This window comes from Paenibacillus sp. FSL E2-0190, assembly GCF_037992965.1.
Lineage (GTDB): Bacteria > Bacillota > Bacilli > Paenibacillales > Paenibacillaceae > Paenibacillus_AQ > Paenibacillus_AQ odorifer.
Genome location: NZ_CP150306.1, coordinates 1,916,167 through 1,942,849, shown reverse-complemented (window position 1 = coordinate 1,942,849; position 26,683 = coordinate 1,916,167). Strand labels below are relative to the sequence as shown.

Here is a 26,683-nt window from a genome sequence, read left to right as displayed (position 1 = left end):
ATTATAGGGGCTAATTACTCTCAAAGTAAAATAATACCATAGGATTGTATGATCGGCTATAGTTCAATTTTCACTAATCCGTTCTCTCACGTGTAAGCTTTGTGACAAAAGCACCAATGCGTTCTACTGCTTCGTTCAGTTGGGATACTGATGTGGCGTAAGAACAGCGTAAGTAACCTTCTCCACCTAATCCAAAGACACTTCCAGGCACAGCTGCAACCTTGTATTCAAGCAAAAGCCGTTGAGCAAATTGATCAGAAGTCAGCCCTGTCTTGCGCACGCTTGGAAAAGCGTAGAAGGCGCCCTGCGGCTCATGGCACTCCAGCCCTGCATCGCGTAGGCCCTTGACGATCAACCTCCGCCGTTGGTTATAGGAATCCACCATCCGGTCCTTCTCTTCCATCCCATTGGTCAGCGCTTCAAGTGCAGCCACCTGTCCCATAGAAGGAGCACACATCACAGTATACTGATGAATCTTAAGCATTGCAGCGATAAGATCCGGGTGACCACAAGCATACCCCATCCGCCATCCGGTCATTGCAAAAGCTTTGGAGAAGCCGCTAACCAGAATCGTACGGTCTATCATGCCTGGTAAAGAGGCAAAGCTGACGTGATTAATGCCATAAGACAATTCTGCATAAATCTCATCTGAAATCACTATAAGATCATGTTTCTCTACTACCTTAGCAATCGGCTCCCAATCTTCTCGGGTCATTACACTTCCCGTAGGGTTACTAGGGTAACACAAAATCAGAACCTTGGAGCGCGGAGTGATTTTGGCTTCCAAGCTTTCCGCAGTAAGTTTAAAGTTATTCTCACCAACCGTTTCAATACCTACAGGTATTCCTCCACCAATCGCGGTGATCGGCGAATAAGAGATATAACAAGGCTCAGGAATCAGAATTTCATCCCCCGGTGAAATCAGCGCACGTAGTGCCAAATCGATGGCCTCGCTTCCGCCAACGGTTGCTATAATTTGATTGGCAGGATCATATTCCACAGCAAAACGGCTGTGCAAGTAATTCGCGATCCCTTCCCGCAGTTCAGGCATCCCTGCATTGGATGTATACCCTGTAAATCCTCTTTCCAGCGAATAGACACAAGCCTCTCTGACATGCCAGGGGGTCTTGAAGTCAGGCTCTCCAACTCCCAAAGAGATGATATCCTTACTGCCTGCAGCCAGATCAAAAAACTTGCGGATACCCGAAGGTTGAATTTGCTGTACCAACGGGGCCAAATAAGAATCCATTGATTTGCTGTCTTCTCCAGTTAGCTGCGATTTATTCGTGATCATATGATTACTTCCTTTATGGAGAGATCATCAGACGGTTGTCTTCCTCATGCTCTTCGAAGATGATCCCGTCCTGTTTGTATTTTTTAAGGGTAAAATTCGTTTTGGTTGAAAGTACTGAATCAATTGGAGACAGCTTCTCAGATACAAAATTGGCCACTTCACGTAAATTCCGGCCTTCCACTTCCACCAGAAGATCATAAGCACCAGACATCAGATAAACTGATTTGACCTGTGGATACAGGTAGATTCGCTCGGCAATCCCTTCAAAACCACGCCCTCGTTCAGGCGTAATCTGCACCTCAATCAGTGCGGTTACCTTCTCATCGTCCACTTTATCCCAGTTTACAACGGCGGCATATTTTACAATGACATGATCTTTCTCCAACTGCTCAATCGCAGTCTTCACATCTTCTTCTTCCGCGCCAAGCAGCGTTGCTAAGAGTGCAGTAGATCTTCTCGCGTCTTCCTTAAGCAGTTCCAGCACTTTCCTCTTAAGCTCGTTCATTTCCTTCATGCCTTCCCTCCGGATAGTTCGCCAATGACGGTACGCTATTAATGCGTCGCCCCGCGAAAAGAGTTTAATACTAATATGACATGAAATGTGCATCTCTGCAAACAAAATAACCCCATAGGAGCTTCCATGAAAGGCAGAGTTTACATAGAACATACACAAAAAAATAGAAAAAACGCCCGTTCTACCGGATTTAACCAGTAAAAACGGGCGTTATCTCCACACACACGAAGCGATTTGCTTCATTCGCCAACCATCATGGTTACATTAAATGAGAAGGCTGATGTTGTCCGTTAGCCGGGATATGAGCATTCTGAGCGTATGCGCCAAATTGCCCGGTTTTTTGTTGAACAAATTGCCCTGTTTGCTGTTGCATTTGCTGTGCGGTTTGAAGCTGCTTGTCCACATCTTGGCGCAATGCTTTTGCAGGTGCAGGATACATATTCAGTTGAGACATATGCGTGTATAAATCACCTTGGAGTTGCAAAGTGTCCATGGTCATAGTGTTAAAAACCCTACGAACGGCTGGACATGCTGATTCTGTAGCAGCTGTAGCATATTCGCGTACGGTCCGCTTCAAATCACACAAAATGGTGTTTAGTAAATCCTCATCCGGCATAAATGCCCCAGTATTTTGCGCGTTCATTAAATAACCTCCTTAGAATTAATATTGCAATTATTGTGGGCTTGTTGGCGCGTATTGTTGATGTTGTTGGATTAACTGAGTGAGCTCAGTCATGTGTTTGGTGTGATTTTGCATATGCTGCATACAAATTTGGCGAACTTGTTGATTCTGTGTTGTCGCAGCCGTTGCTGCACATTGCTTGAGAAGCAAGTCCTCATTAGAGATGGAGTCAGCGATATATTCCAATTCCTTACCACTTAGCGCTTGCATTTGCGTTGATTGCATTTGTTGTAGTCCCTCCTTGTAGTTGATTCATACAGGCTTTAGTATGCCGCCTATGCCCGCGATTTATTTGCCGAAAGGCACTAGAGAGTTATGACAGAAATAAGAACATACCGCGAATGAGACGATAAAATGCCGCCAATACTAAATCACGGCACGAATGAAGGAGCGAACAATTCATGAATTTAAATAGTGGAAATACACCTTGGTCAAGCACTTTACAGAACCCTCCAACTTACCCCTCTCTAGAAGGTACTATTTATTGTGATTGCCTGGTTGTAGGCGCCGGAATGGGTGGGGCAATGGCCGCCTATCGCTTGTCCTTAAGTGGAGCGGATGCTGTTCTGATCGAAAAAAGACGGGTCGGCAGCGGCAGCTCGCATGCTAACACTGGACTCCTGCAGATTTCCAACGATAAATCGTTAACCTCATGCATGAACACCTTTGGGCAAAAGAACGGTTTGCTCTTTTATCAGTTATGCCAGGCTGGGGTAAGGAACATTCTGGACCTGCCGGACAAGCTCGATATCGATCCGCAGATCATTCCTCGCAGCAGTCTTTTGTATGCCAGCACTCCTGCGGATGTACCTGCATTGCGGGAAGAATATGAGAATCTCGTGGCTAATGGCTTCGATTCTGAATTTTGGGAAGAGGATAAGATTGCAGCTCTGTACTCTTTTTCAAAACCAGCAGGACTTTATTCACGCGGGGATGCCGAAGCGAATCCTTATCGAACGGTGCACAGCCTAATCGCCAAGGCAGCGTCGAATGGCGTCCGCGTCTTTGAACAGAGCGAAGCGAAACATTATGAGTTTACTGAGGATGGCGTGATTTGCCATACAGAAAGTGGCCGGATTATTGCCAAGGATGTTATTTTTGCAATGGGTTATGAAACACAGGAATTCAAAAAAGACCGGGGCGCTGAGCTGATCAACACGTATGCAGTGATGACCAAACCTCTAAAGGATTTTCCAAAGTGGCATGAGCGTAGCCTGCTGTGGGAGACAGCCCGCCCTTATTTATATTTTCGGACAACCCCTGAAGGCAGGATTATTGCAGGAGGTAAGGATGAGCAGCTGACAGACACCGAACGTCGTGAGGTCCGGGTGATTTCTCAAGGTCAAAAATTGCTCGAAGAGCTTGAAGCCTTATTTCCAGAAATTAAAGGCATTGAGCTGGAGTACTCTTGGGGTGCTGTGTTCGGTTCTACTCGTGATGGGCTTCCATATATCGGCCCACATCCAAAGTTCCCTCACTGTTACTTCATCGAGGGCTACGGAGGCAATGGGACGGTGTACAGTATGATCGCTGCGGAGTTGTTAACGGATACGATTGCCGGCAAACATCGGCCTGAGTTAGATTTATTCTCACTCACCCGGTCAGCCAAACCCTCTCCTTCTAAGAGTTTGGACGTGATGAAACAGAACTGATTTTTGTAGAAAATAAAAACGGGGCTGGCCCTCGCAGCTGCTTCACTGCTTTTTGGACAACCCCGCTTTTTATTTTTCTTGCTTCAATCATAAATCCATCAGCCCATGGAGCTTACGGACTCAGTTGACGTTATTTACATGTTTTTAGCCTTTAAAGCAAGGTTTCGGACTCCAGTGATGCTATCCTTGGAAAGAGGCCCATATATAGGCGTTTTTCAAGCCAATAGCTGCACTGGAGTCCGATAGCATTCCAAATATCGGATAATGGTGCGATTAAGGCCGGTTGTGTCCGTTAACGGGTTACTATGCGCATCCGACAGTGATTACATATACGCACGCTTCCGACAACGGTCAACGGTCAAGTGAACTGCACCCCGTCAAGTAGACAGCAAAAAAAATAAAAGTAGTTTAAGCGGCCTTAGTCCTAAATTCAATGGGACTGAGGCCGTTTAGTTTTGCCTGTAACCGTTCGTTATTGTAAAAGTGAATGTAGGTATCAATATCTGTTTGGAGTTCTTCAAAGGTCTGGTAGGAATGTAAGTAGTACTTCTCACATTTCAATGTTCCCCAGAAGGATTCCATCGGCGAATTGTCAATGCAGCAGCCTACTCGGGACATGCTTTGCTTCAGTTCTGCATCGTCCAGCATCTTTTTAAAATGCAGAGAGGTATACTGAAAACCACGGTCGCTATGGAGTAAGGTTCGGCTCTCCGGTGCTGCCTTCAAAGCTAATTCCAGTGTGTTAAAAACTAGCGAATTATTATTGGAATGACCCAGAACGTAAGCAACAATCGACTTGTCATACAGATCTTTTATTGCACTTAAATACGCCTTCTTGCCGTTTCCGTATTTGAATTCCGTTACATCCGTTACCCATTTTTGGTTTGGAGCTTCAGCCTCAAAATTACGGTTCAGCACATTCTCTGCAACCTGCTGAGGCGTGGAGCCTACATACTTCTTTCTCTTTCTGCGGATGACTGACTGGATGCCTTGGCATTTCATCAGCCGGTACACTCGCTTTGCGTTAATAGATTTATCCATTTGTCTGCGCAAATGCAGGGTCAATTGGCGATACCCAAAGGTTCGCTCCACCTTCTCATACAAGAGGAGCATAGCCTCTGTCAGTTTCTCGTTGTCAGCCTCTCGAGAACTGGGTTTGCGATTCAACCATTTGTAATAACTTGACCGTGAAATCCCTGCGATGTCACACAAAAGCCGAATGGAGCAAGACTGTTCCTGCTGAACGGCCTGAATGGCCAGGTAAATGTTCACCTGGCGAATGGTCCTTAACGTCTCCTCCTTTCGAGTTCCTCTAACTTTTTTAGAAAAGCATTCTCCGCACGCAGGCGTGCATTCTCGTATTCCAGCTTTTGCATCGCGAGTTTGTGGCGATCTGCTTCCGTAAGTTCTTCAGGCGCTTTAGTGCGTCCTCTACCGTCTCGTAACGCCTCTTCACCACCACCTTCGTACTTCTTTACCCAGCTATATACTTGTTGGTAAGACACGTGAAAATGGCTTGCCGTCTTCGCATAGTCTTCTCTGTTCGAAAGGCAGTACAGCACGATATTTATCCGTTCCTGCCAAGTGGTTACGCGTCCTTTGGTCATAGCTTTAGTTCCTACTGAATGAGCTGTTAAGCTGTTGCTATGACCATTATACTTCCTAATCCAGTTGGCAAGTTGGGTTGAACTTGCAATCTTATACTTGCAGATGAATTGGTTTTGCGACAATCCTCCCTCGAGATAGTCCTTAACGGCATGGAGTTTAAGTTCTGCAGAATATGTACGATTGTAGCTTCGGACTTCCAGCCCTTCGTATCCATACAATTGATAACGTTGCCGCCACTTCACTAATGAGTTTTTGGATATTCCATACTTCCGGGCCGCAGTTTTCAAACCAATGTCGCCCCGTTCAATTTCTTGGAGAATCGTTAACTTTTCCAGTGCTGTAAACTTCTTTTGTTCCATAAAAATGCTCCCCATACAGCGACAGGTTTTTATTATTTCACCTGTCTACTATATGGGGAGCATATCATTATGGGACCGCCCCTTTTTTTATATACTTATTCTTACGCCTGAGCGTTGCTCAAATTGCGTACGAGCTGAATCCGATCTTCCTGTGCCAGACTGTGCTGAACATGGAAGCAGGAAGGACATACGTAAACATTGAGTGAGAATGGAGCGGTTAATACCGACTTACCTAGTGTAGCTGGAGCAGACGGCTCAAAGCTGCTCACAGGCTGCTTACCCGCAAGGATCGTAAGTTCATGGCATTGAGTACATTCCGGAGCTTCCTCCTGAATGGCCAGAATAGCTGAGACACTCTCTTCGTACTTGTTCAAGTCATAATCATCGCCGAATTGATTAAGCGTATTATAGATTGGAACTACGCTGTCTTTATCAGGCTCTCCCCAAAGATCATCGTCATTAACAACCTCTTGTTTGGGTTCCTCTACGACTTCCTCTACTTCTTCTTCTTCGATGCCGTCAATCCCAACAGTGACCGTACGGTATCCGCTAAGCTCATTGTTACAGTGAGGACAATTCTCCTCAGGTCCAAATTCCTCGTCCCATACAATTTCAGTATGACACCAAGGGCATACAGTTGTTTCCATCTTTATAATCTCCTTCATACTTTCACTTTAAATTTAATTCATCATTAAATAAATAATACCGGCTGCTATAAAAGCAATCGCTGACAGAAACAGAACTCGGGTGAGAATCTTCATGATTTCCTCCTAAGATACCCCACAAAGAGTGGGACTGCTCAATTCAAAGCTTGTCCAGATCCATAATCCTTTGCAGGGTGTCCTTATAAGGACGAATTTAAAAAATAGCCGCACCTATTACATAAGACAACGATACCGAGATCAGCATGGCAATAAGTCCAACAGCACGGTTATCCGCAGCGATCTCCTCGTCAATAGAGAATACAGGGGTCAGAAATTCAAATAAAAAATAGGCAAGCAGCAGCAGCAAAAAACCGACGACGGACCACTTCATTGTCTCGTAAATTGAAACACCTGCTTCAATACTGAAACGCAGTACGTTGCAAATTCCGAAGATTTTGCCGCCTGTCGCCATTGCCACTGCCAGGTTTCCCTTACGAATTTCTTCCCAGCAATTATATTTCGTTACCATTTCAAAAAAAGACAGAAATACAACCAGCCCAAGAATCGCCACTGCAAAGTAGCCAAGCAAGGCACCTAGCGGATGACCCAGCAAAAGATCAATATCTTCTTGCACGCTTTCCCCTTCTTTCTGCCGGGAAATCCCGCTATTGCAGCTCAGCCACAGTTACGCCCGCGCCGCCTTCGTTATAATTCCCGAGCCGATAACTCTTCACATGCTTGTGCTTACGCAAATATTCCTGAATTCCTGTGCGCAGCACACCCGTTCCTTTACCATGAATGATGGCGATCTGACCCAGATTACCTAAAAAGGCTTCATCGATAAAACGATCTGTCTCCATGATAGCTTCCTCCAGGTTAGTCCCGCGCAAATCCAGTTCACTGCGAATGTTCTCATCACGGGAACGCTTGACGGTTGTCGCATGGCGAAGGGCCGTTGGTGTAGCTGTTGCCTTCGAGGAGAGCAATTCCAAATCATCCAGCCTTACCTTCATCTTCATAATGCCAAACTGCACCAGCGCCTCTTTAGTACCGCTTAGCTCCACCACAAAGCCCTTTTGGTTCAAGCTGTCGACTTTCACTTCATCTCCAGGACCAATTGTACGTGGAGCCTTGGTAGTCTTGCGGGTAACAGCCTTCTTGCGCGGTGATGGCTCAGCTTCATCCAGACGTCGCCGCGCTTCAATCAGCTTATGCTCTTTAACTGAAGCTCCTTCTTCCATAGCCAAGCGGCGCAAATCACTGATAATTTCCTCAGCTTCCTTACGCGCTTTGTCCAGGATCGCGCTGGCGTCCTTCTCAGCCTTCTCGAGGCGTTTCTCACGCTGGCTTTCCAGCTTCTCAAGCTCTTGCTGTTGTCTGCTGCGCAGCTCCTCCACTTCGCGGCGGATGCCCTCTGCACGTTCATGCTCCTGTTCCGCTCCCAGCCGATTCTCTTCGAGAGAAGCAATCATATGCTCCACGCGCAGATCTTCTTCCTTCACTTCGCCGCGGGCATGTTCCAGAATCGCATGAGGCAGACCTAGACGCTCGGCAATCGCAAAGGCGTTGCTTCGTCCGGGTACGCCGATCAACAAGCGATAGGTTGGGCTAAGGGTCTGGACATCAAATTCCATACTGGCATTGATGACTCCCTTACGCTCATAAGCGTATGCTTTCAGTTCGCTATAATGTGTTGTTGCGACCATACGGCATTCGATCCGGTGAATATGCTCCAGAATGGCAATTGCCAGCGCAGAGCCTTCTGCCGGGTCGGTTCCAGCCCCCACCTCATCAAGCAGAATAAGGCTCTTAGGAGTCATTCTACGCAGAATGGAGATAATATTAGTCATATGACTAGAGAAGGTACTCAGACTTTGTTCAATGCTCTGTTCATCGCCAATATCAGCATAAATGGCATCAAACACACACATCTGGCTGCCTTCCTCTGCTGGAATAAACAAGCCGGACATCGACATTAAGCTCAACAAGCCGATGGTTTTGAGGGTAACGGTCTTACCACCGGTATTCGGTCCGGTTACGATAATTGAGCTGTATTGATTGCCCAGCTCCACGTCCAAAGGAACCACATGCTCCGCTGGAATAAGCGGATGCCGCCCTTTGCGCAGCTTAAGATAACCGCGGTCATTCATACGCGGCTGAGTAGCCTTCATATCACGAGCAAGACGCGCCTTGGAGAAGATGAAGTCCAGTTCTCCCAGAATATCAATATCGTAGGTCATTTCTTCCGCAATGTCGGCTACAAGTGCCGTCAGCCTGTGTAAAATGATCTCGATTTCCCGTTCCTCACGCAGCCGTGTTTCACGGAGTTTATTATTCATCGCCACAATAGACTCTGGCTCGATAAATAAAGTCGCTCCTGATCCAGACTGATCATGTACGATACCACCGAAATGGGCACGGTACTCCGCTTTTACAGGAATAACAAACCGATCACCACGAATGGTCACCAGCTGATCCTGCAGCATTTTCGCTACAGAAGACGAACGAATCATCGAATCCAGCTTCTCACGAATTCTGGTCTCTCCTCCGCGCAATTCACGGCGAATGTTAGCCAGCTCAGAACTAGCTGTATCAAGTACATCAGCATTCTCGTCTATACATAAACGGATGGCATCTTCCACATGTTTTTGCTCCGATAAAACGTCGCTCAGTGAGAACAGGAGCTCAATCTTTTCTTCCTCATGCATAGCTGCCAGGAAACGTTTGACTCTGCGTGCGCCGCCAATGGTATTTCCAACGGCCAGCAGCTCAGTTGTTCCCAGCATTCCGCCTATAGAAGCACGTTTTAGTGCAGCTCGAATATCGCTTACCCCGCCGAACGAAGGAATGCCCTTCAGGCGATCCACATTAGCCGCTTCATCCGTGGCTTGAAGCAGCTTCTTCACACCTTCGAAATCGCCGGAGGGCCTTAGCTGCTCCGCAGCCAATCTTCCCATGGGGGTTTGCGTATATTGCATTAATTTATTTAAAATCTTGCGATATTCAAGCGTATGCAAAATTTTGTCGTCCAATTACAGTCACAGCTCCCTTCATAGATGTTTCCATTATACAGAATTCAGGTCAATTTCGCTATTTGGGTCTTATTTTTAAGCATAGAATCACGTAATAAGGTCACAATAAGAACTGCACATATCCTTAGCATGGGCCAAAGGAGGTTAGTACAGTGAATTTCTTAAGTCATGTTGGTCGTTTTGTGGTCGCAGCGCTTGTTCTGATGGTTGTTGGCTGGATTGTTCCACAGTTCACGGTTGGTGGGTTCTGGAGCGCTTTAATCCTTGCACTGGTGATTGCGCTACTCGGCTGGGTAGTCGAAGGAATCTTCGGCAAAAAAGCAACGCCTTTCGGTCGTGGTATCGTCGGCTTTATTGTCAGCGCGGTAGTAATCTGGGTCGCTCAATTCGTAGTCAGCGGAGTCAGCGTATCCATTCTGGGTGCCATCTTAGCAGCTCTTGTCATTGGGATTATCGACCTGTTTCTGCCGGTATCCACTCCATTTGAGGCCGCTAAGTAACAAAAGCTCTTCACAACACAGAACCCCCTATTCCGGTTCTTCTCCGGCAATAAGGGGTTCTGTGTTGTTTTTATGCAAAAGACACAATCTCCTCTTTATGACTCTCCGCACAGTTGACCACTCTGTTCTTGCCTTGCTTTTTAGCGGTATAGAGCGCTTTGTCTGTTTTACGAAAGAGAAGCTCTTTTCCATCCCCAAGCTGATAATCACAAATTCCAATGCTCACGGTGATAGGCTTGTTACCAGCCTGCAAATGTTCAATTTGAGCAATATTTTTCCGTAATTTCTCTACTGCTTCATAGGACTCCGAGAAACTTTTATCTGTAAAAATCACAGCGAACTCTTCCCCACCATACCTAGCCGCAAAATCATTTAATTCAATCATGCCGCCTACCTTGTCCGCTATCACCTTAAGTACAAGGTCTCCAACCCTGTGTCCGTAGGTATCATTCACTTGCTTGAAGTTATCAATATCGAAAAGAGCCAGCTGTAACTGAAGGTTGTTGCTTTCACATTGCTCCAATAATGAATCCAAATATTCATGAAAGGTTTTATGATTATAGAGTCCAGTGAGTGCGTCTATCTTCAGCAGCTTATCCGAAATAGCCCTCTCCACCATTAGATCTTGGCCCGCCTTGGTTAATCTTTCTAAATTAATACGCGCTTCACGAGCACGAATAATTACTGCAATAGCCATCAGCACAAATACCAAAAATACACACTCTACCATCAAGAATTCAAGCAGCGGTTTATGTAGGAATGGCCGTTCCAACCCAAAATATACCCCGGCATAAAACACAATACTAAATAACCCCATTATGTACAGGAGCTTACGATCAAAATAAATAAGAGCAACCATAATCGGCATCATAAGTGTCATCTGAGCACCGTCAACAAAAGGCTCTAATACAAAATACATAAGGTAGGACACTAAAAACCCGCAGCTAACCACCCCATATTTAGGGGACTGTTTACTATAACGCAGCCACAGCTCCGCAGTAATCATAAGAAACACAATTAGTAAATTACAGGCTATAAATAAATGCCATAGATTCGTATCCATGGTTGTTTTTATTTGGAGTCGGTCAATATTCGACAAAAACAGCAACTGTGAGATTAATAAAAGAATGACTACCATCCAATAGCCTTGTAAGATTCTACGGTGCCAAACCTCCGTACTTAGCGCATCATTAATACTTGTAATATGTATCCCCTACTTTTATACGTTAATGTAATAGCTTTCATTATAATAAATTTTAGTTATATTTTCATCATTTTTTTGCAATTTACGACAAAGTTTGAACAGTCTGCCTGTTCACATATTTTTCACATTTCATCAAAGCGCTTACTTAAATTTTAAGTTATGATGTCTACATAATTGTCACATTTTCACTATGCTTGGACTTCTTTGGAGGGGATTAAGATTATTAAAAAATTTGCAATTCTACTTTCAATGGTGTTCGTTATAGCACTTACAGCCTGTGGGAACAACAATGATAGTGCTGCTGGCAATGCTAACACAGCGGAGCCGGAAATCGAGGCAGAAACAGAACTCATAATTACAGCTACAAATTACAGCTTTGATCAGGAAGAATATCATCTAAAAAAGGGTGTTCCCGTCAAAATCATTTTTAAAAATGATGACGGCAATCACGGTATCCTTATTCCAGAGTTCGAGCTGCAGCTTAATGAAAAAAAATCCTCAAAGGTGATCGTACCCGAGGAAGCTGGAACTTTCGAAATGACCTGCTCCATTATGTGTGGCTCCGGACATAGCGGAATGAGAGCTACAATCATCGTGGAATAGATTACACATAAACAGCCGATTATTAGGGATTCCCCTGAGATCGGCTGTTTTTTTAATTTGAGCTCATTAATAAAGAGAGCTGACCCGAAATAGATCTCTCTACTCATCAGGTCAGCTCTTTTACTTGCATCCGGCACTCAACTGTCTTGCTCGATCAGTTGAATCCATTCATTATATTCATTTTGTAGCTTGGCATATTCTTCTTTAAGGTTACGATGCTCATCTGTCAGCTTGTCAAGCTCTTCCTGACGCATTTCAAACTGGAGCTGCAACAAACGAAGCTGTCCTTGAACCATTTCATAGCTTTCACCAACTTCACCTAGCTGCTGAAGCACTTCGCTACGTTCACGATCAATAACTTCCTGCTTCATTTCAGCCTCACCGGCTTCCTGCTGCCAAATGTCGATCTCCTCACGCAGCTTTGCTTCGAGATCCGTCCACTGCAGCTGCTGATCGGATAGTTCCTCGTACTTATGCTTCCAGGAAGCTCCGTACGCCTCTGCTTCCTTCAGCACTTCCTGTTGCTCAGCAACAGTAGCAGCAGCTTCACGACTAGCTTCAGATAACTCTTCTAAGCGTCGTGTTGCCTCTTCGCCTTCTTCCTGCAACAGTTGATATCTTTCCTGCAGGCGTTCTCCTTCTTGCAGTACATCGTCGTATTGAGCAATCAATTCCTCATAACGAACACGAAGCGCAGACAATTCCTTCTGAGCCTGCATACCTTGCTCCCGAAGTACCGCTGTTTCGCGTTCTGCATCTGTACGAAGCTGAACCTCCTGATCCAGCTGCTGTACTAATCCATCGGCTTGCCCACGTAGCGTGTCGATCTCTTTCTGGAGCAACACGGATTTCTCCTCAGACTCCAGCAGATTCATTTCCAGTTCACCAATATCTTCCATGCGTTTATCCGAAAGCTCCTGCCAGTTAGCCGCCTCTGCTGCTGATCCCGCAAGCTCTTCCTGAACACGGTGCAGATTTTCACTCGTCTCCTGTAGTGACGCTCTTAGCTCTGTAGCTTCATTCTGTGACTGTTGATAACGCTGGCGTAACTCTTCCAGCTCCTCATTCAACAGTGTGCCCAGCTCAGTAGCCGTGCGCAGCTCTTCACTGAGCTGTTCTTCACGTTTAACAATCGCTTCATATTGTCCAAGAAGCGTCTGTCTTGCATCTCGTTCACTCTTAAGACTGGCTTCAGCCGCACGTAATCTGGACTGAAGTTGCCCTGTCCCACCACGAAGCTCAGCCAGCTGTTTTTCCAGCTCTTGAATATTTTGCTTATGTCTATGCTCTTGAGTGCCTTGTGACTGCCGCAGTTCCTTATTCTTGGTTTGTTCCCGCTGCAGTGCTTCACGTTCTTCCGCCAGCTCTTTGCCCAACTTCGCTTTGGTACTCTCAAGCTCTTTACCTAAGGTCAACTTGGTATCTTCAAGCTCCTTACCTAACGTCAACTTGGTATCCTCAAGCTCCTTACCCAGCGTCAATCTGGTATCTTCGAGTTCTTTACCTAATGTAGACTTGGTAACCTCAAGCTCTTCCTCCAGTGTTGACTTGGTCTCGGTCAGCTCAAGCTGCAGAGCAGACAGCGTGTCTGTCTTCTCCTTGGTCAGCGTCTCCCGGATGTTCTCCAGCTCTTGCAGATGAGCAGCCTTCTGCTCCTCCAGCTGCTGCAAGCGGATGGCTTCCGCCTTCGCCAGTTCCTGCCGCTGGTGTTCACGACTAGCTGCCTGCTCTTCTTCGTAGCTTGTCCGCAGTGCTTGCAGCTCTATCTCGCGCTCAAGCAATTCTTCTTCCAGCTTCTTGCGTGCAGCTTCCACAGCTTGCACTGCCTCCTGAAGCTGTTCCGCATGTACCTTGCGTTCATTCTCCTGAATCTCCAAATGCCGCTTACGTTCTTCCTCCGCAGCAGCAATCAGTCGCCCAGCCTCTTCTTTGGCCGCAGCTTCAAGTCGCTCGAATTCTTCTTGCCGCTCCCGCTGTACCTCCAGCAGGCGAGATACTTCCAATCGCAGTTCACTGCGTTCACCTGTCATCATGTTTAGTTCATTTTTGAAGTCCTGAACCTGAATAGCCTGCTCCGCCATATGTACAGCTGCAAGCACCGCTATACGCGGTGTGTCCAGTCTGGTGTGAGATTTAGAAATCGTGCGCATATGTTCATCAACATAACGGGCCACTTGTTTCATATATTCAGTACTGCTTCCGACGAGTTTATAGGAAGTTCCGTATATCTCCACGGCGACACGTGTCCGGTCCATAGCCACAGTTGTGCCCTCCTTTGTATGTGTGCGGATTCTAAGCTAGTTTCACTTCTTCTATTGTAGCTTTTTTGGTAAGCATTTGGCAAAATCCCTAATATTCAATAGATTATGGCTGATATTCTCCGCTTTGCACTCTACCTAGAAAAAGCCGCAGCGAATCTCAGTTTCTAAATGGATTCGCTGCGGCTTTACACAATTCCTGCTACTTTCTTAATTCTGCACCAAAAGTTTGTTGAAGAGATGCTAATACCTTCTCATGCACCTCTCCTACTTCCTCATCAGTCAGTGTATGTTCACTATGACGATACAGCAGTGAGATCGCGATGCTCTTCTTTCCATTCTCCAGCTTACCACCAGTATAAACGTCAAATACCTGTACGGACTGGAGCAAAGAACCTCCGTTATCGCGGATGGAAGCTAGCAGATCGCCCGCTGGTACAGCGGAATCCACGACCACAGCAATATCCCGCTCCATTCCTGGGAAACGCGGAAGCTCATTATATTGCAAACGGCTTTGCGCACTTTCATATAACGGCTGCAATAAAATTTCTGCCGCATAAGTATCCACCAGATCCAGCTGTCTTTGCAGATCCGGATGAATCTGTCCCATCGTTCCGATCTTCACACGACCCTCGTTTCCGAGTAAATATACCGACGCGGAACGCCCAGGATGATATCCTTCTGGACTATCTCCTACATAGACGATTTTATCGGTCAGCCCTAAATGAGCAAATACCGTTTCCAGCGCACCCTTCAAATCAAAGAAGTCCACAGGCTGTGCCGAAACATTCCATTGCTTCACTGTTAAGCTTCCGCTAAGCAGCAGCCCCAGCACCGGCAGTTCGCGTGGCTGACGAGTCAACTGTTCTTCATCCGTGAAGAAGACGTTGCCGATTTCAAACAATGCCAAGTCGCTTTGACGACGATTGGTATTGTAGCTGGCAATATCCAAGAGTTGTGGTAGAAGGCTGGTACGCAGTACGCTGCGTTCTTCACTCATCGGCATAGCCAGCTTCACCGCTACTGCTCCTTCTGATAACTCAGGGAACATTGTGCTTTGTTGCGGCTGGATGAAGGAGTAACCCATCACCTCTTGGTAACCGCCATGTGACAATAGGCGACGCAGTTCACGACGGAGCGCTTGCTTGTGAGTTAGTGCTCCTGGCGTTGTAATTCCTTCAATTAGAGTCGTTGGAATATTGTCATACCCGTACAGGCGGGCAATTTCTTCAATAAGATCAACATCATAGCTGATATCGCCACGTCTGGTTGGGACTTGAACTTCAATCAGCCCTTGTGCGGTATCTCCACATTTGAAATGTAGACGGCCAAACAATGTCTTCACTTCCAACAAGGACAAATCCGTTCCCAGATAACGATTCAGTTTCTCTAAGGACAAGGTGAGAACCTTCTCTTGAACAGCGTCAGTTCCTGCTTGCACGATGCCTTCATGGACCGATCCGCCAGCATAACGTGCAATCAGTACGGCTGCACGGTTCAATGCAGGAATAACTGCACTTGGATCCACTTCCTTCTCGAAACGAAGGGAGGCTTCCGAGCGAAGTCCCAATTGACGCGAGGTTTTACGAATCGTTCCTCCATCAAACTTAGCAGATTCCAGAACAAGGTTTACCGTCTCAGCAGTAACCTCTGTATCCCGTCCACCCATTACTCCGGCCAGACCTACAGCTTTTACTCCATCAGCGATAACGAGCATTTGCGGCTCTAGCTTACGCTCTTGACCGTCAAGTGTAACCAAAACTTCACCTTCATGGGCAAGACGAACGCCGAGTTCTCCACCTTGTACTTTATCTGCATCAAAAGCATGCAGCGGCTGTCCATATTCCAGCATCACATAATTGGTAATGTCCACAATATTATTAATTGGACGAACCCCAGCAGCCATCAGACGATTCTGAATCCACAGCGGTGATGGTGCAGGTTTAACACCTGCAATATAACGAACTGCATAATGGCTGCAGTATTCTTCATCTTCAATCTTGACGGAAATGGAATCCGCAGCAGGACCACTGATCTCAATCATTTCGCTTTTTGGATCAGGTAATTTAACTTCACGCCCAAGAATTGCACTTACTTCATAAGCAGCACCAATCATGCTGAGGCAATCTGAACGGTTCGGAGTCAGATCGAATTCCAGAATCTCGTCATCTAAGCCGAGGACCTTGGAAATATCCTGACCAATCTCTGTCCCTTCAGGCAGCACAAGAATACCTTCTTGTTGCTCTTTTGGAAGCAATTTATCATTCAGTCCCAATTCTTTGGCCGAACAGATCATTCCTTGCGACAGGACACCGCGCAGCTTGGCTTTTTTGATATCCAGTCCTGGCAGCTTTGCGCCAACCATTGCTACAGGTACAGTTTGACCTGCAGCTACATTTTTTGCGCCGCAAACGATTTGTAGCTCCTCATCTTGGCCCACATCCACGATACATACGTTCAGCTTGTCTGCATCAGGATGTTTTTCCTTTGATTTCACATAGCCGGTTACGATGCCGGAAATACCTTTATTGCGGCGCTCTACGCCGTCAATCTCAATGCCGGCAGCGGTAATCTTCTCCGCTAGCTGTTCGGCGGTTACTCCTTCAATCGATGTATAATCAGCCAACCATCCGGTTGATACTTTCATATCCGCTCACTTCCTTTATGTTTCAGATGTATTTATTTCACTGTCGTTCGCGCTGCTTCCTGTGGGAGAACGCTCCAAAGCCATTCTCCGCCACTATCAGCCAGCGCGCCCACAAAAACTAAACGCCCTTGAATTGCTTCACAAAACTCATGTCATTACTATAGAAATGTCGGATGTCATCGATGCCGTATTTAAGCATTGCAATCCGCTCTACACCCATTCCGAAAGCGAAGCCGCTGTACTCAGCAGGATCATAGCCACCCATTTTCAGTACATTTGGATGCACCATACCTGCGCCAAGGATTTCTAACCATCCGCTTTGCTTGCATAGTCTGCAGCCATCGCCGCCACATTTGAAGCAGCTTACATCTACTTCAACACTTGGCTCAGTGAATGGGAAAAAGCTCGGACGAAGACGAATGCCTGTATTCGGTCCAAACATCTCCTGCACAAATTGTTGCAGGGTGCCCTTCAGATCACTCATTCGAATGTTCCTTCCAATGACCAAACCTTCGATTTGGTGGAACTGGAAGGAATGCGTTGCATCATCATCATCACGGCGGAATACTTTACCCGGGCAGATGATTTTTACCGGAGCTTCACCGTTCATAGCCTGCATAGTACGAATCTGTACCGGCGAGGTTTGTGTGCGCATTAACAGGTCATCCGTTAAATAGAAAGAATCCTGCATATCACGTGCCGGGTGATTCTTAGGCAAATTTAGAGCTTCAAAGTTATAATAATCGGTCTCTACTTCCGGACCTTCAGCTACACGGTAGCCCATGCCGATAAAAATATCCTCAATCTCCTGTACGACTCTGCTAAGCGGGTGAATGCCCCCTTGCTGCATACGGCGACCCGGTAAGGTTACGTCTACTTTTTCAGCCTGCAGACGTTGCTGGGTTTCCTGCTCTTGAAAAGCCTCCTGCTTCGCGCCGATAATCTCCTCAATAGCACTGCGAACCTGATTCGCTACTTGCCCGATTACCGGACGTTCCTCAGCACTAAGTCCTCCCATACCGCGCAGAACCTCTGTAAGCTCACCTTTTTTACCGAGATACTTCACTCTTAGATCATTTAGTACCTGCGGATCCATAACCTCCTGCAGCTTAGCCAGCGCTTCAACCTTCAATGCTTCCAACTTCTCTTTCATGGCCGTGTACAGCCCCCTTCAATCATTGTCTAGTTCAACAAAAAAAGGCCTTTCCTCCCGGTAAGGGACGAAAAGACCGTGGTACCACCCTTGTTAGACAAGCTGATCTGTTCCCCTTAAGAGCTTCATTCCCTCTTTTGGCTGGACAGATACCTATCTCACTTTATACAGAAATAACGGTCTGTGACCGGTATCCCCTACCCTTCCCTATTAGACAGCTTAAGGAATTCAGGGAACTGCTCCGGAGTGAACTTCGACAGCTCTGCTTCTTAGAAACGCTCTCAATCCGCGGCGTCTCCTCCCTGTAAGTCAGGCACTGTGTACTCTTCTCCATCACTGCATTTCACAATTCATGCTAATTGTCAGGTATCTCTTTACTACAAGAGATATGTCTGTTTATTATATGCAAAATCTGTCGTTTTGACAAGCTGGACAAAATTAGGCTAATTTTTATCTTCTTTTAAGCTGGCTTTAAGCTTCAGAGCCATTTTTCCAACTTTTTTTCAGCTAACATTCAGCGGGGCTTGATAATTTCCATTACTAGGAAGGCTTGCTTATCCACTCGGGTGCACCTTCGCAGACTATTAACTATCCTATTGGGAGGAAATCAAATGCATGTACGGAGAATAAAAGTAGCTGCGGTGCTGCTAAGCACAGCTGTACTTAGCCAATCTGCAGCGTATGGAGCTCATGCCGCTTCGGCCGGGACTACATCCCCCAAAGTAGCAACAACAGCTACTGTATCCGCTCTGGATAAACTAGGCTCCATAGCCTTGAAGACTAACATCAGCGCAAAGCTGACGGATGTCAGCTTATTAACTCAGGATGGCGGAAATATTCTTACATACACACTCAGCTACTCTAATGGAAGCAACGCTAGCCTCAATCTGGTGGACTTTTTCTCCAAAGTAACTACTAGCGGCGGTACAGTTATTCAAGGAAGCCCTATTACCAGCAGTGCAACCATCAAATCCATTGCCGCGAAAAGCAGTCAATCTATCACCTACTATGTAAACATCGGCAAATCCACCTCTTTAAACGGGGTCAAAATTTCATTGTACGGATGGGACTTCAACACCACCGATTATCAAAAAAAGCTAGGGAACTTCACCGTACCAACAGGATATTCACAAGCTGTCGCCAGAGGGCAGAGTAAAAAGATCACCCTAAACAATCTCCCTGTAACCACCAAGGCAGAGAGCCTGCAAATTTATGAATATAACGGTAAGGTCTATGCCAAGGTTGGTGTTAGCTTCACTAATCAAGGAACCAAGGTGCTCAGTGATACTGGACTTAAAGGATACCTCGCTTCCGCTGGAGGATCTGTATTTGAACTCGCACTTGATGACACCAGCACCAGCTATAAAGTACAGCCTCAGGAAAAGAAGACGATCTACTATTTGACGGAAATCCCTTCTTATATGAAGACAGACAACATGGCGCTGCAATTTGCCGGAGAAGATGCCTCATTAAAAATAGCGTTGCCGGTTGTCGCCTACAATCTCCCCGCTGCAACAACACCGGATCTTGTCGTAGCCAGCAATGTCACGAAGAAGCTTACAATCAGCAATAATACAGTCGAAACACAGTTGAAAACGGCTAACGTCTATGCTGACAATGGCAACGCAAAGTGGACACTACAGTTCCGCATCAAAAATAGCGGCAACAAAGCAGTGAATGTGCCTGCCTATGAACTTGCTATTAAAGCCGCTGAAGGGTATAGCTTTCCGGTAGATACGAAGAGTTTTGCCAGCCTAACATTGAAACCGCTTGAAGAAAAGATTATTGAACTCAGCGCAGATGTACCACTCACACTCAATCAAGGAACATTGCAGCTGCAAATGACTGAGCCGGCTGCTGAGGGCAAGATCATTTTTCCTACCGCCTATTATCAGATCCCTTACACGCTGCAAACTAACAATTGGCAGGACACGGAATACCCCATTGAGAACAGTCACGGTACATTTGTTGTCAAAATTGCAAACATTCAAAGACTCCCTTGGTCCGACAAAGACCAGATCGTGGCTAAAATCAACATCCGCAACACTAAATCAACCTCTGTTCAGCTTCCTGCGCTTACAAGTGTCGTCAAAGCTGGAGAAAGTGACATCAGCAGCACTTCCCAGGTTGTCTCAGAAAGTACGCAAACCATCCTCGGTCCAAATGAATCGGCTGCTGTGTATGTCGTAGCCAATGTTCCTTATAGCTATACTTTCAATCAATTAAAAATCACCCTGCAAGAAACTTCAGGTGAAAATAAGCTTAACTTCCTTTCTCTAAGTACTACCCAACTGGACAGCCGGGTACAGAGTGTTGCAGCTGAAAATTCTTTCCATCTTGAGCTTGAAGGTAAAAAAGCGGAATTACTTGTACGCCGGACCCTCGTGTACCCAGGTACAGATTCAAATCTCTTGTACACAGAACTAGAAATGAACAGTGAGGAATCGCGTAAATCCGAACAGGCTCAACTCGTAGCCTATTACAAAACACAAGACAATCAATATTATGAAGCCGAAGTCACCCAGTCCAAAACCTCCACCAGTCCTAACGGAAAAAGTCTGGTCACCCTCTGGAGTAAGCTCCCTCTAGGTATAGATCCAGCGAACCTTGTCCTTTATATCGGGGAGGGTGTTTCAGAAGGCAAGCTTACCGCTCCTGACGGCCAATCGACGGGTTACATCAATACGGTATCACTTGGACTGAACCAGCTGGGAGTGGAGCCCAAAGGCAATCTTTTGAACGTGGAAATGTTTCCTTATACCCTATCCGTTACAAATGCAGTCGCCACCGTCACCGCTGGTAAAGATACGCTCAGCACTGCACTAACCTACAACATGTCAGCCAGCACGCTTTATGAATCAGGCACCTACGAGCACAAACTGGTGTTGGAGCTGATTGACCCCTTAGGACAAAGCATGGAAAAAACATTAACACTTGGCACAGATCTACAATTAGGTAACTTCAAGTCGTACACCACAACCTTCACAAGCAGCCTGTACAAAACACTGGGTGGCGGCGCAATCCGGTTGAATCTATACGACGAATTCCAAGGCCATCGAAATCTGCTGGGAACACAAACCTATGTCGTCACTTATCAGGGGGCATCAACGACTTCGAACAGCAACTCTACTTCTGGCACAGATCCAGACACCAGCAATACATCCGGCAATTAATATGATGAGCTAGGGAGGATAGAAATGAAGAAGAAAAAAATAGTGTTCTGGACTCTTGGAGTAGTAGTTGTAGCCACAGCAGGAATGCTGGTTTATACATTGTTACCTGATAAGAACAGTCAAGCCGCTGAAGTGCCTATTAATACAGCTACCGTTACAAAGGGCGATATCGTAGTTAGTGTATCCGGAGCCGGCTCCGTGATTGCTACAGAAACTGGTAAAGTAAAAACGAAGGACAGCGGGACCGCAGCTGAGGTTCTTGTCAAAGAGGGCGATCTCGTGAAAAAAGGCCAGACTTTGATTACCTTTGAAGGCAATGATCTGAGTGACAATCTCAAGCAGGAGCAAACTTCACTTGCCTCGCTTGAGACCGATCTTGAGGACAAGCAGGAGCAATATAAGAAGCTGGCCGTGGCAGGTGCAGCAGAAGATGAGCTGGCAAATGCCAAACGTTCGATTGAAAAGGCCAAAACCGACATTTCGGCGCAACAGGAAAAAATAGCTTCTGTCCAAGAAGATATGCTTCCTCCTGATCCGTTAACGGCTCCTATTGATGGAACTGTAACGACAGTTAATATTGTAAGCGGCGAAAAAGCCATGGACGGCTCTGAACTCATCGACATTACCGATTATGCTAATTTAAGTGTAGTTGTGCAGGTGGATGAGCTTGATATTCCTACTGTAAAGCTAGGGATGCCTGCCACTATTTCATTGGATGCTCTGCCTGATACGGAATTCAAGGGAACGGTTACGAAAATAGCTAATGAGGGCACCGCCTCAAACGGTGTTTCCCTCTTCGATGTTACCATAGGTCTAACAAGCTCCGAAGGTGCTCTTGTTGGAATGTCTGCGGAAGTTTCAGTAACCACTGCTGAGAAAAAGGATGTATTAACAGTACCTATTGAAGCTGTACAAGAAAGAAACGGAAAATACACAGTTTCTATTCCTCTAGCAGCGGGTTCAGTCACAACTTCCAAAACTGCTGGCGAGGGCCAAGCACCAATGCCTAGCGGTGCCCCTGACGCTCGCGACGGCGCTATGCCCAGCGGGGCTCCTGATGCCCGCGGCGGCGCTATGCCCAGCGGGGCTCCTGACGCTCGCGGCGGCGCTATGCCCAGCGGGGCTCCTGACGCTCGCAGCGGCGCTGCCGGTGGAAGAAATCGCGGCAATAGCTCAGGACAGATGGTCACTGTCGAAGTGGGTCTCCATGATGAGAGCAGCATTGAAATTGTCAGCGGACTCCATGAAGGGGACCAGGTGATCATCCCTACCGTAATCTCTACGAAAACCGGAACAACCAGCACGGAAACGGAAACTAGAGGTGGTATGGGCGGTATGGGTGGCGCTGGCTTCGGCGGCAGTGGCTTTAGTGGGGGTGGCGGCTTCACCGGAGGTGGCGCTGGTGGTATGGGGAGCGCACCAGGTGGTGGCGGAGGTGGCGGCAGATGAGTGCTTCAGCACCTCTGATCGAAGTTCACGACATGTCCCACGGCTACACAATGGCCGGAGAAACCATGACGGTCTTAAATAGCCTTTCCTTTATAATTGATCTGGGGGAGTTCGTAGCTATTATTGGTCCCTCCGGTTCTGGTAAATCAACACTCATGAATATGCTTGGTTGCCTCGATATCTCCGATGAAGGAAGTTATCTTCTAGATGGACAAGAGGTTCGCAAGTTATCCGACAATAAGCTCGCAACGATCCGCAATGAGAAGATCGGCTTTATCTTTCAAAATTTCAACCTGCTCCCCAAGCTGTCAGCCATTGAAAATGTGGAGCTGCCATTGATTTATCGTGGCCTCTCCCATCGGGAAAGAAGACAACTAGCACAGGAAGCACTCATTAAAGTAGGGCTGGAGGATCGGATGCATCACCGCCCTTCTGAGCTTTCGGGAGGACAGCAACAGCGGGTAGCGATTGCCCGGGCTATGGCGGGATCCCCCCCTATTCTACTTGCCGATGAACCAACCGGGGCACTGGATACACGGACGGGACAGGAAGTCATGCAAATGATACGTGAGTTAAATAAGCAAGGACATACCATCATCCTTATCACACATGATCTGGAAATAGCTAAACAAGCGGAGCGGATTATTCGTATTCAGGATGGCAACCTCGTGGAAGATCGGAGGAATGCGGGGTGAAATTGTACCAAAGCATGCGAATGGCCCTGAAGAGCATCAACAGCAGTAAGGTTAGAGCTTTTTTAACGATGCTTGGGATTATTATTGGAGTCTCTTCGGTCATCATTCTTGTTTCTGTTGGGCAAGGAACTACTTCACAGATCACAGAGCAGCTAAACGGACTAGGCACAAACCAACTCACTGTAAACATTACTGGCCGTGGGGCGACTACCTCTCTCACCTATGAGGAAGCCCTTGCTCTAGGGGATATAGAGGGTATAGCAAATGTAGCTCCTGTGATCAGCGGCAATGCTACAGCCAAGAATAAAACAGACAACGTTAGTGTAACTGTAGAAGGAATCACCCCCTCTTATGAGGAGGTAAAGGATTTTCATGTACAGGCAGGCCGCTTCTTGCTTGATATTGATAACGAATACCGGCAAAAGGTAGCGTTGATCGGTTCAGGTACGGCCGAAGATTTATTCGGTACAGATAATCCTGTAGGGCAGAAGGTCCAGTTAAACGGGATTAGCTATAAAATCGTTGGGCTTTTAGAAACAAAAGGCTCCAGTCTAAGTGGTTCCAACGACGATATCATACTCATTCCTATAAGCACGGCAGAACGCCAATTAAAAAGCAAAGGCGTACGTTCCATCACCATTAAGACAACTTCAGCAGATACTGTAGCAGCTGCAAAAGAAAAACTGGAAAGTACGCTTGATGCTAAATTCAATTATGCGGATAATGCTTTTAGTGTGTTTGATTCTCAGGAAATGCTGGAAACTGTCAATTCCACAACAGATACACTTTCCATGGCGCTTGCAGGCATAGCAGGCATCTCACTTTTTGTCGGCGGCATCGGAATCATGAACATCATGATCGTATCTGTCAATGAAAGAACACGTGAGATTGGTATCCGTAAAGCAATTGGTGCCAAAAAATTCGATATCCTCGCTCAATTCATGATTGAATCCATCGTGCTCAGCGGTTTGGGTGGGGTGCTTGGGGTCGGCATTGGTATCGCGGGCAGTTGGCTGCTGGGGAAATACTCTGCACTTACAGTTTCCATTGCTTGGGATATGGTACTGATTTCTTTTATTTTCTCCTTACTCATCGGCGTGATTTTTGGAATGATGCCTGCGAACAAAGCCGCACGACTTCGCCCCATTCACGCACTGCGTAACGAATAATGAATGATTAGCTGTCCTATAGTCATTAAGATGACTAAGGGCAGTTTTTTTCAGCAGCTGTAAAAGGTATCATTTATGCTCGAGTTGGGTAATAGGAACCATCGGTTTGAATATAGATAATTCAATAGGCCCATACACTAAACTTTAAATTTTGTCATTTTGATTATTATCTGAGTAAAGATTGCTCTATAAGCAGCACGTCCTATATACTTGATATACTAGAAACTACCATTTACTCACACGTACACTTTCCTATGTTTTCCCACTATGTATACAACACCTCTTTTATCCCAAAAGCACCTTCAAACATCAGTGAATGAATTAAATTACGCCTGACCATAGATTGCGTTCTGCAGGTTCTACTTAAGCAGCAATAGATTTTCTTAATCATCTTATACAGGGAGAAGATGACTGTGGCAGGATTCTTTGAGTTCAAGGTAACACGCAAACTATTCTATGTCTTCGCTGCAATCTCCGTCCTTCTGGTTGGGATCAGCGTCGCCTCGCTACTCTATTTAAATTACACGATTAATAGATTGTCAGATTCTCTTTATGATGATATATATCAGAACTCTAAGCTCATACTGAGCGCGGATCGTGATCTGCATCAAGCCGCTGTAGCCTTGCAAATCGCAATGGGTCCAAACCTAACAGCCGCAGAAGGTGAACAGTTCACTAAGGAGTTTATAGATAATAATCTTCAAGCGCAGGAACGAATAAGTGTAGCAAGATCAAATATCAACGCTATAAAAAACCCTTACAGTGATATGAAACAAAGTGGAATTATCCTTTCCGAATTAAAAAACGAGCTCAGCTCCTTCGAAACTACCATTATCAAATGGAAAAATTCAGGGTATAAGCTAATAACAGAACGGACGAAGAGCAGCTGGAACCCAGATTCATATTCTGCGCTCACCCTAAACTCGCAATTCAATGAAGCTAGGGCACATCTCGATCAAGCAGAGGACTTGATTGGCAACTACGCCTTGCAAGTAACGGATGGATTTGGAGATAAAAAAAGCGCTTTGTTCTTTCTTTATTCACTCCTCTTATTTGTGTTTCTCCTAGTTATTATTTACCTTGGACGCAAAATCATCTGGCTCCAGAATGAAATGCTGGAAGAACAAACACTCTATCAGCTTATCGGTGAAACCATGTCTGATTTCATTATTTTGACGGATCCCAACGGGTTGATTCTATATGCTTCCCCCTCACACTCCAGTATTCTAGGCTATGTGCCTAAAAAAGGAGATCCGTTATCCAACTACATACGTGAACCGGAAATTGCCTGGGCTAAATTAAAAAGTGTTGTTCAGGGAACTCCGCGTATTTCTGAACTGCGCATGCGCGGAGCAGAAGGCCAATGGGTATGGCTTGAAACTAAGGTGTCACCTGTTCTCGGCAGCCGTAAATTCCCAGCACAATTTATGCTGTTATCTCGGGAAATTACCCAGCGAAAACAATACGAAGAACGACTACATAAGCTAGCCTTCTATGACCATTTAACAGCGATTCCCAACAGGGCTCATTTCAAAATGTATATGGAGAACCTTATCACCCAACCCGAAGGACGGAGGCAAAATATTGCGCTTGCCCTGCTGGACTGTGATAGATTCAAGCAGCTAAATGATACCTTAGGCCATCTGGCTGGAGACGAATTTCTTCAGCTGCTCTCCCGTGAACTTCAGCATACGGTTAAAGGAATAGGTCAGGCCTTCCGGATCGGCGGAGATGAGTTCGCAGTTGTACTGCATCGATTCACTTCTCCAGAGATGCTTGATGAAACACTGCAGCGGTTACTTAAACTGTTCAACAAGTCTTGGTCTGTTGATAACGGGTCGAGCTTCCATACCTCCGCGAGTATCGGAGTCGCTTTATTTCCTGAACACGGAAGCAGTATTAATGAACTGCTGCGTGCCGCCGATTTGGCGATGTATCGCTCCAAAGACCATGGTGGCAATAAAGCCAATCTCTACTACGAGCTTGTGGACGAAGGGTTAGCTAACCAGACCATTGTAAAACCATAAGAGCAAATAAAAAGCTGTCT

General features: G+C 46.2%; 20 protein-coding genes and 1 other annotated feature. Of the genes, 8 read left to right on the top strand and 12 right to left on the bottom strand.

Features of this window, described 5'->3' with window-relative positions:
- Window positions 1–73: 73 nt before the first annotated feature.
- From NST25_RS08255 to NST25_RS08240, 4 genes are all read right to left on the bottom strand, one after another.
- The gene (locus NST25_RS08255; protein WP_036683526.1) at window positions 74–1,294 is read right to left on the bottom strand and encodes an aminotransferase class I/II-fold pyridoxal phosphate-dependent enzyme; all 1,221 of its coding nucleotides are present in this window, start codon (window positions 1,292–1,294) and stop codon (window positions 74–76) included.
- 13 nt (window positions 1,295–1,307) lie between these two features.
- Window positions 1,308–1,808, bottom strand: a complete 501-nt coding sequence (locus NST25_RS08250) for an Lrp/AsnC family transcriptional regulator (RefSeq protein WP_036683529.1) — start codon at window positions 1,806–1,808, stop codon at window positions 1,308–1,310.
- Window positions 1,809–2,067: 259 nt separating this feature from the next.
- On the bottom strand, window positions 2,068–2,451 hold the full coding sequence (locus NST25_RS08245) for a spore coat protein (protein WP_076126401.1): 384 nt from the start codon (window positions 2,449–2,451) through the stop codon (window positions 2,068–2,070).
- A 30-nt stretch (window positions 2,452–2,481) separates the two neighbouring features.
- A complete protein-coding gene (locus NST25_RS08240; protein WP_036683535.1) occupies window positions 2,482–2,715 on the bottom strand; it encodes a spore coat protein in 234 nt (77 codons plus the stop codon).
- A 176-nt stretch (window positions 2,716–2,891) separates the two neighbouring features.
- Between NST25_RS08240 and NST25_RS08235 the strand changes: the two genes are divergently transcribed.
- Entirely contained in the window at window positions 2,892–4,142 is a 1,251-nt protein-coding gene (locus NST25_RS08235; protein WP_340393757.1) for an FAD-dependent oxidoreductase, read from the top strand.
- Window positions 4,143–4,550: 408 nt separating this feature from the next.
- On the opposite strand, the gene NST25_RS08230 is transcribed toward NST25_RS08235, so the two are convergent.
- From NST25_RS08230 to NST25_RS08215, 4 genes are all read right to left on the bottom strand, one after another.
- Window positions 4,551–6,109, bottom strand: a protein-coding gene (locus tag NST25_RS08230; RefSeq protein ID WP_340393755.1) for an IS3 family transposase whose coding sequence is annotated in 2 segments (ribosomal slippage) — window positions 4,551–5,476 and window positions 5,476–6,109 — 1,560 coding nt in all. Because the reading frame shifts where the segments join, the coding sequence is not laid out codon by codon here.
- Window positions 6,110–6,210: 101 nt separating this feature from the next.
- Window positions 6,211–6,756, bottom strand: a complete 546-nt coding sequence (locus tag NST25_RS08225) for a hypothetical protein (protein ID WP_051491295.1) — start codon at window positions 6,754–6,756, stop codon at window positions 6,211–6,213.
- A gap of 211 nt (window positions 6,757–6,967) precedes the next feature.
- The gene (locus tag NST25_RS08220; RefSeq protein ID WP_036683543.1) at window positions 6,968–7,387 is read right to left on the bottom strand and encodes a DUF350 domain-containing protein; all 420 of its coding nucleotides are present in this window, start codon (window positions 7,385–7,387) and stop codon (window positions 6,968–6,970) included.
- A gap of 31 nt (window positions 7,388–7,418) precedes the next feature.
- A complete protein-coding gene (locus tag NST25_RS08215) occupies window positions 7,419–9,785 on the bottom strand; it encodes an endonuclease MutS2 (protein WP_339190230.1) in 2,367 nt (788 codons plus the stop codon).
- A gap of 152 nt (window positions 9,786–9,937) precedes the next feature.
- Here NST25_RS08215 and NST25_RS08210 point away from each other — a divergent pair, with 152 nt between their 5' ends.
- Entirely contained in the window at window positions 9,938–10,285 is a 348-nt protein-coding gene (locus NST25_RS08210) for a phage holin family protein (RefSeq protein WP_036683548.1), read from the top strand.
- 70 nt (window positions 10,286–10,355) lie between these two features.
- On the opposite strand, the gene NST25_RS08205 is transcribed toward NST25_RS08210, so the two are convergent.
- Window positions 10,356–11,423 carry a GGDEF domain-containing protein gene (locus NST25_RS08205; protein WP_076126393.1) on the bottom strand — a complete coding sequence of 356 codons (1,068 nt, stop codon included), beginning with the start codon at window positions 11,421–11,423 and terminating at the stop codon, window positions 10,356–10,358.
- A gap of 240 nt (window positions 11,424–11,663) precedes the next feature.
- Between NST25_RS08205 and NST25_RS08200 the strand changes: the two genes are divergently transcribed.
- The gene (locus NST25_RS08200) at window positions 11,664–12,092 is read left to right on the top strand and encodes a cupredoxin domain-containing protein (protein WP_340393753.1); all 429 of its coding nucleotides are present in this window, start codon (window positions 11,664–11,666) and stop codon (window positions 12,090–12,092) included.
- 137 nt (window positions 12,093–12,229) lie between these two features.
- Here the strand turns inward: NST25_RS08200 and NST25_RS08195 are convergent, their stop codons facing one another.
- The 3 genes from NST25_RS08195 to pheS form a co-directional block, all read right to left on the bottom strand.
- Window positions 12,230–14,353: a hypothetical protein gene (locus NST25_RS08195; RefSeq protein ID WP_340393752.1), complete on the bottom strand. Its 2,124-nt coding sequence runs from the start codon at window positions 14,351–14,353 to the stop codon at window positions 12,230–12,232.
- A gap of 199 nt (window positions 14,354–14,552) precedes the next feature.
- The gene (gene pheT / locus NST25_RS08190) at window positions 14,553–16,997 is read right to left on the bottom strand and encodes a phenylalanine--tRNA ligase subunit beta (protein WP_076126389.1); all 2,445 of its coding nucleotides are present in this window, start codon (window positions 16,995–16,997) and stop codon (window positions 14,553–14,555) included.
- Window positions 16,998–17,115: 118 nt separating this feature from the next.
- Entirely contained in the window at window positions 17,116–18,150 is a 1,035-nt protein-coding gene (pheS, locus tag NST25_RS08185) for a phenylalanine--tRNA ligase subunit alpha (protein ID WP_340393750.1), read from the bottom strand.
- A 60-nt stretch (window positions 18,151–18,210) separates the two neighbouring features.
- Window positions 18,211–18,496: a binding site (T-box leader), on the bottom strand.
- Between the two features lie 265 nt (window positions 18,497–18,761).
- Between pheS and NST25_RS08180 the strand changes: the two genes are divergently transcribed.
- The 5 genes from NST25_RS08180 to NST25_RS08160 all read left to right on the top strand — a co-directional run bounded on the left by NST25_RS08180 (window position 18,762) and on the right by NST25_RS08160 (window position 26,663).
- Complete coding sequence (locus NST25_RS08180) at window positions 18,762–21,323, top strand: hypothetical protein (protein WP_340393749.1); 2,562 nt, start codon at window positions 18,762–18,764, stop codon at window positions 21,321–21,323.
- Window positions 21,324–21,347: 24 nt separating this feature from the next.
- Complete coding sequence (locus tag NST25_RS08175; protein WP_340393748.1) at window positions 21,348–22,772, top strand: efflux RND transporter periplasmic adaptor subunit; 1,425 nt, start codon at window positions 21,348–21,350, stop codon at window positions 22,770–22,772.
- Window positions 22,769–23,467: an ABC transporter ATP-binding protein gene (locus NST25_RS08170; RefSeq protein ID WP_340393746.1), complete on the top strand. Its 699-nt coding sequence runs from the start codon at window positions 22,769–22,771 to the stop codon at window positions 23,465–23,467. The genes NST25_RS08175 and NST25_RS08170 overlap by 4 nt, the downstream gene beginning before the upstream one ends.
- Window positions 23,464–24,636 carry an ABC transporter permease gene (locus tag NST25_RS08165; protein WP_139330124.1) on the top strand — a complete coding sequence of 391 codons (1,173 nt, stop codon included), beginning with the start codon at window positions 23,464–23,466 and terminating at the stop codon, window positions 24,634–24,636. Before NST25_RS08170 ends, NST25_RS08165 begins: the two co-directional genes overlap by 4 nt.
- A 413-nt stretch (window positions 24,637–25,049) precedes the next feature.
- Window positions 25,050–26,663 carry a sensor domain-containing diguanylate cyclase gene (locus tag NST25_RS08160; protein WP_340393744.1) on the top strand — a complete coding sequence of 538 codons (1,614 nt, stop codon included), beginning with the start codon at window positions 25,050–25,052 and terminating at the stop codon, window positions 26,661–26,663.
- Window positions 26,664–26,683 lie beyond the last annotated feature (20 nt).

Excerpts from the sequence above, each read along its gene's own strand:
- NST25_RS08255 (WP_036683526.1), bottom strand. The coding sequence starts at position 1,294 with ATGATCACGAATAAATCGCAGCTAACTGGAGAAGACAGCAAATCAATG.
- NST25_RS08250 (WP_036683529.1), bottom strand. The coding sequence starts at position 1,808 with ATGAAGGAAATGAACGAGCTTAAGAGGAAAGTGCTGGAACTGCTTAAG.
- NST25_RS08245 (WP_076126401.1), bottom strand. The coding sequence starts at position 2,451 with ATGAACGCGCAAAATACTGGGGCATTTATGCCGGATGAGGATTTACTA.
- NST25_RS08240 (WP_036683535.1), bottom strand. The coding sequence starts at position 2,715 with ATGCAATCAACGCAAATGCAAGCGCTAAGTGGTAAGGAATTGGAATAT.
- NST25_RS08235 (WP_340393757.1), top strand. The coding sequence starts at position 2,892 with ATGAATTTAAATAGTGGAAATACACCTTGGTCAAGCACTTTACAGAAC.
- NST25_RS08225 (WP_051491295.1), bottom strand. The coding sequence starts at position 6,756 with ATGGAAACAACTGTATGCCCTTGGTGTCATACTGAAATTGTATGGGAC.
- NST25_RS08205 (WP_076126393.1), bottom strand. The coding sequence starts at position 11,423 with ATGGTAGTCATTCTTTTATTAATCTCACAGTTGCTGTTTTTGTCGAAT.
- pheT (WP_076126389.1), bottom strand. The coding sequence starts at position 16,997 with ATGAAAGTATCAACCGGATGGTTGGCTGATTATACATCGATTGAAGGA.
- pheS (WP_340393750.1), bottom strand. The coding sequence starts at position 18,150 with ATGAAAGAGAAGTTGGAAGCATTGAAGGTTGAAGCGCTGGCTAAGCTG.
- NST25_RS08180 (WP_340393749.1), top strand. The coding sequence starts at position 18,762 with ATGCATGTACGGAGAATAAAAGTAGCTGCGGTGCTGCTAAGCACAGCT.
- NST25_RS08175 (WP_340393748.1), top strand. The coding sequence starts at position 21,348 with ATGAAGAAGAAAAAAATAGTGTTCTGGACTCTTGGAGTAGTAGTTGTA.
- NST25_RS08170 (WP_340393746.1), top strand. The coding sequence starts at position 22,769 with ATGAGTGCTTCAGCACCTCTGATCGAAGTTCACGACATGTCCCACGGC.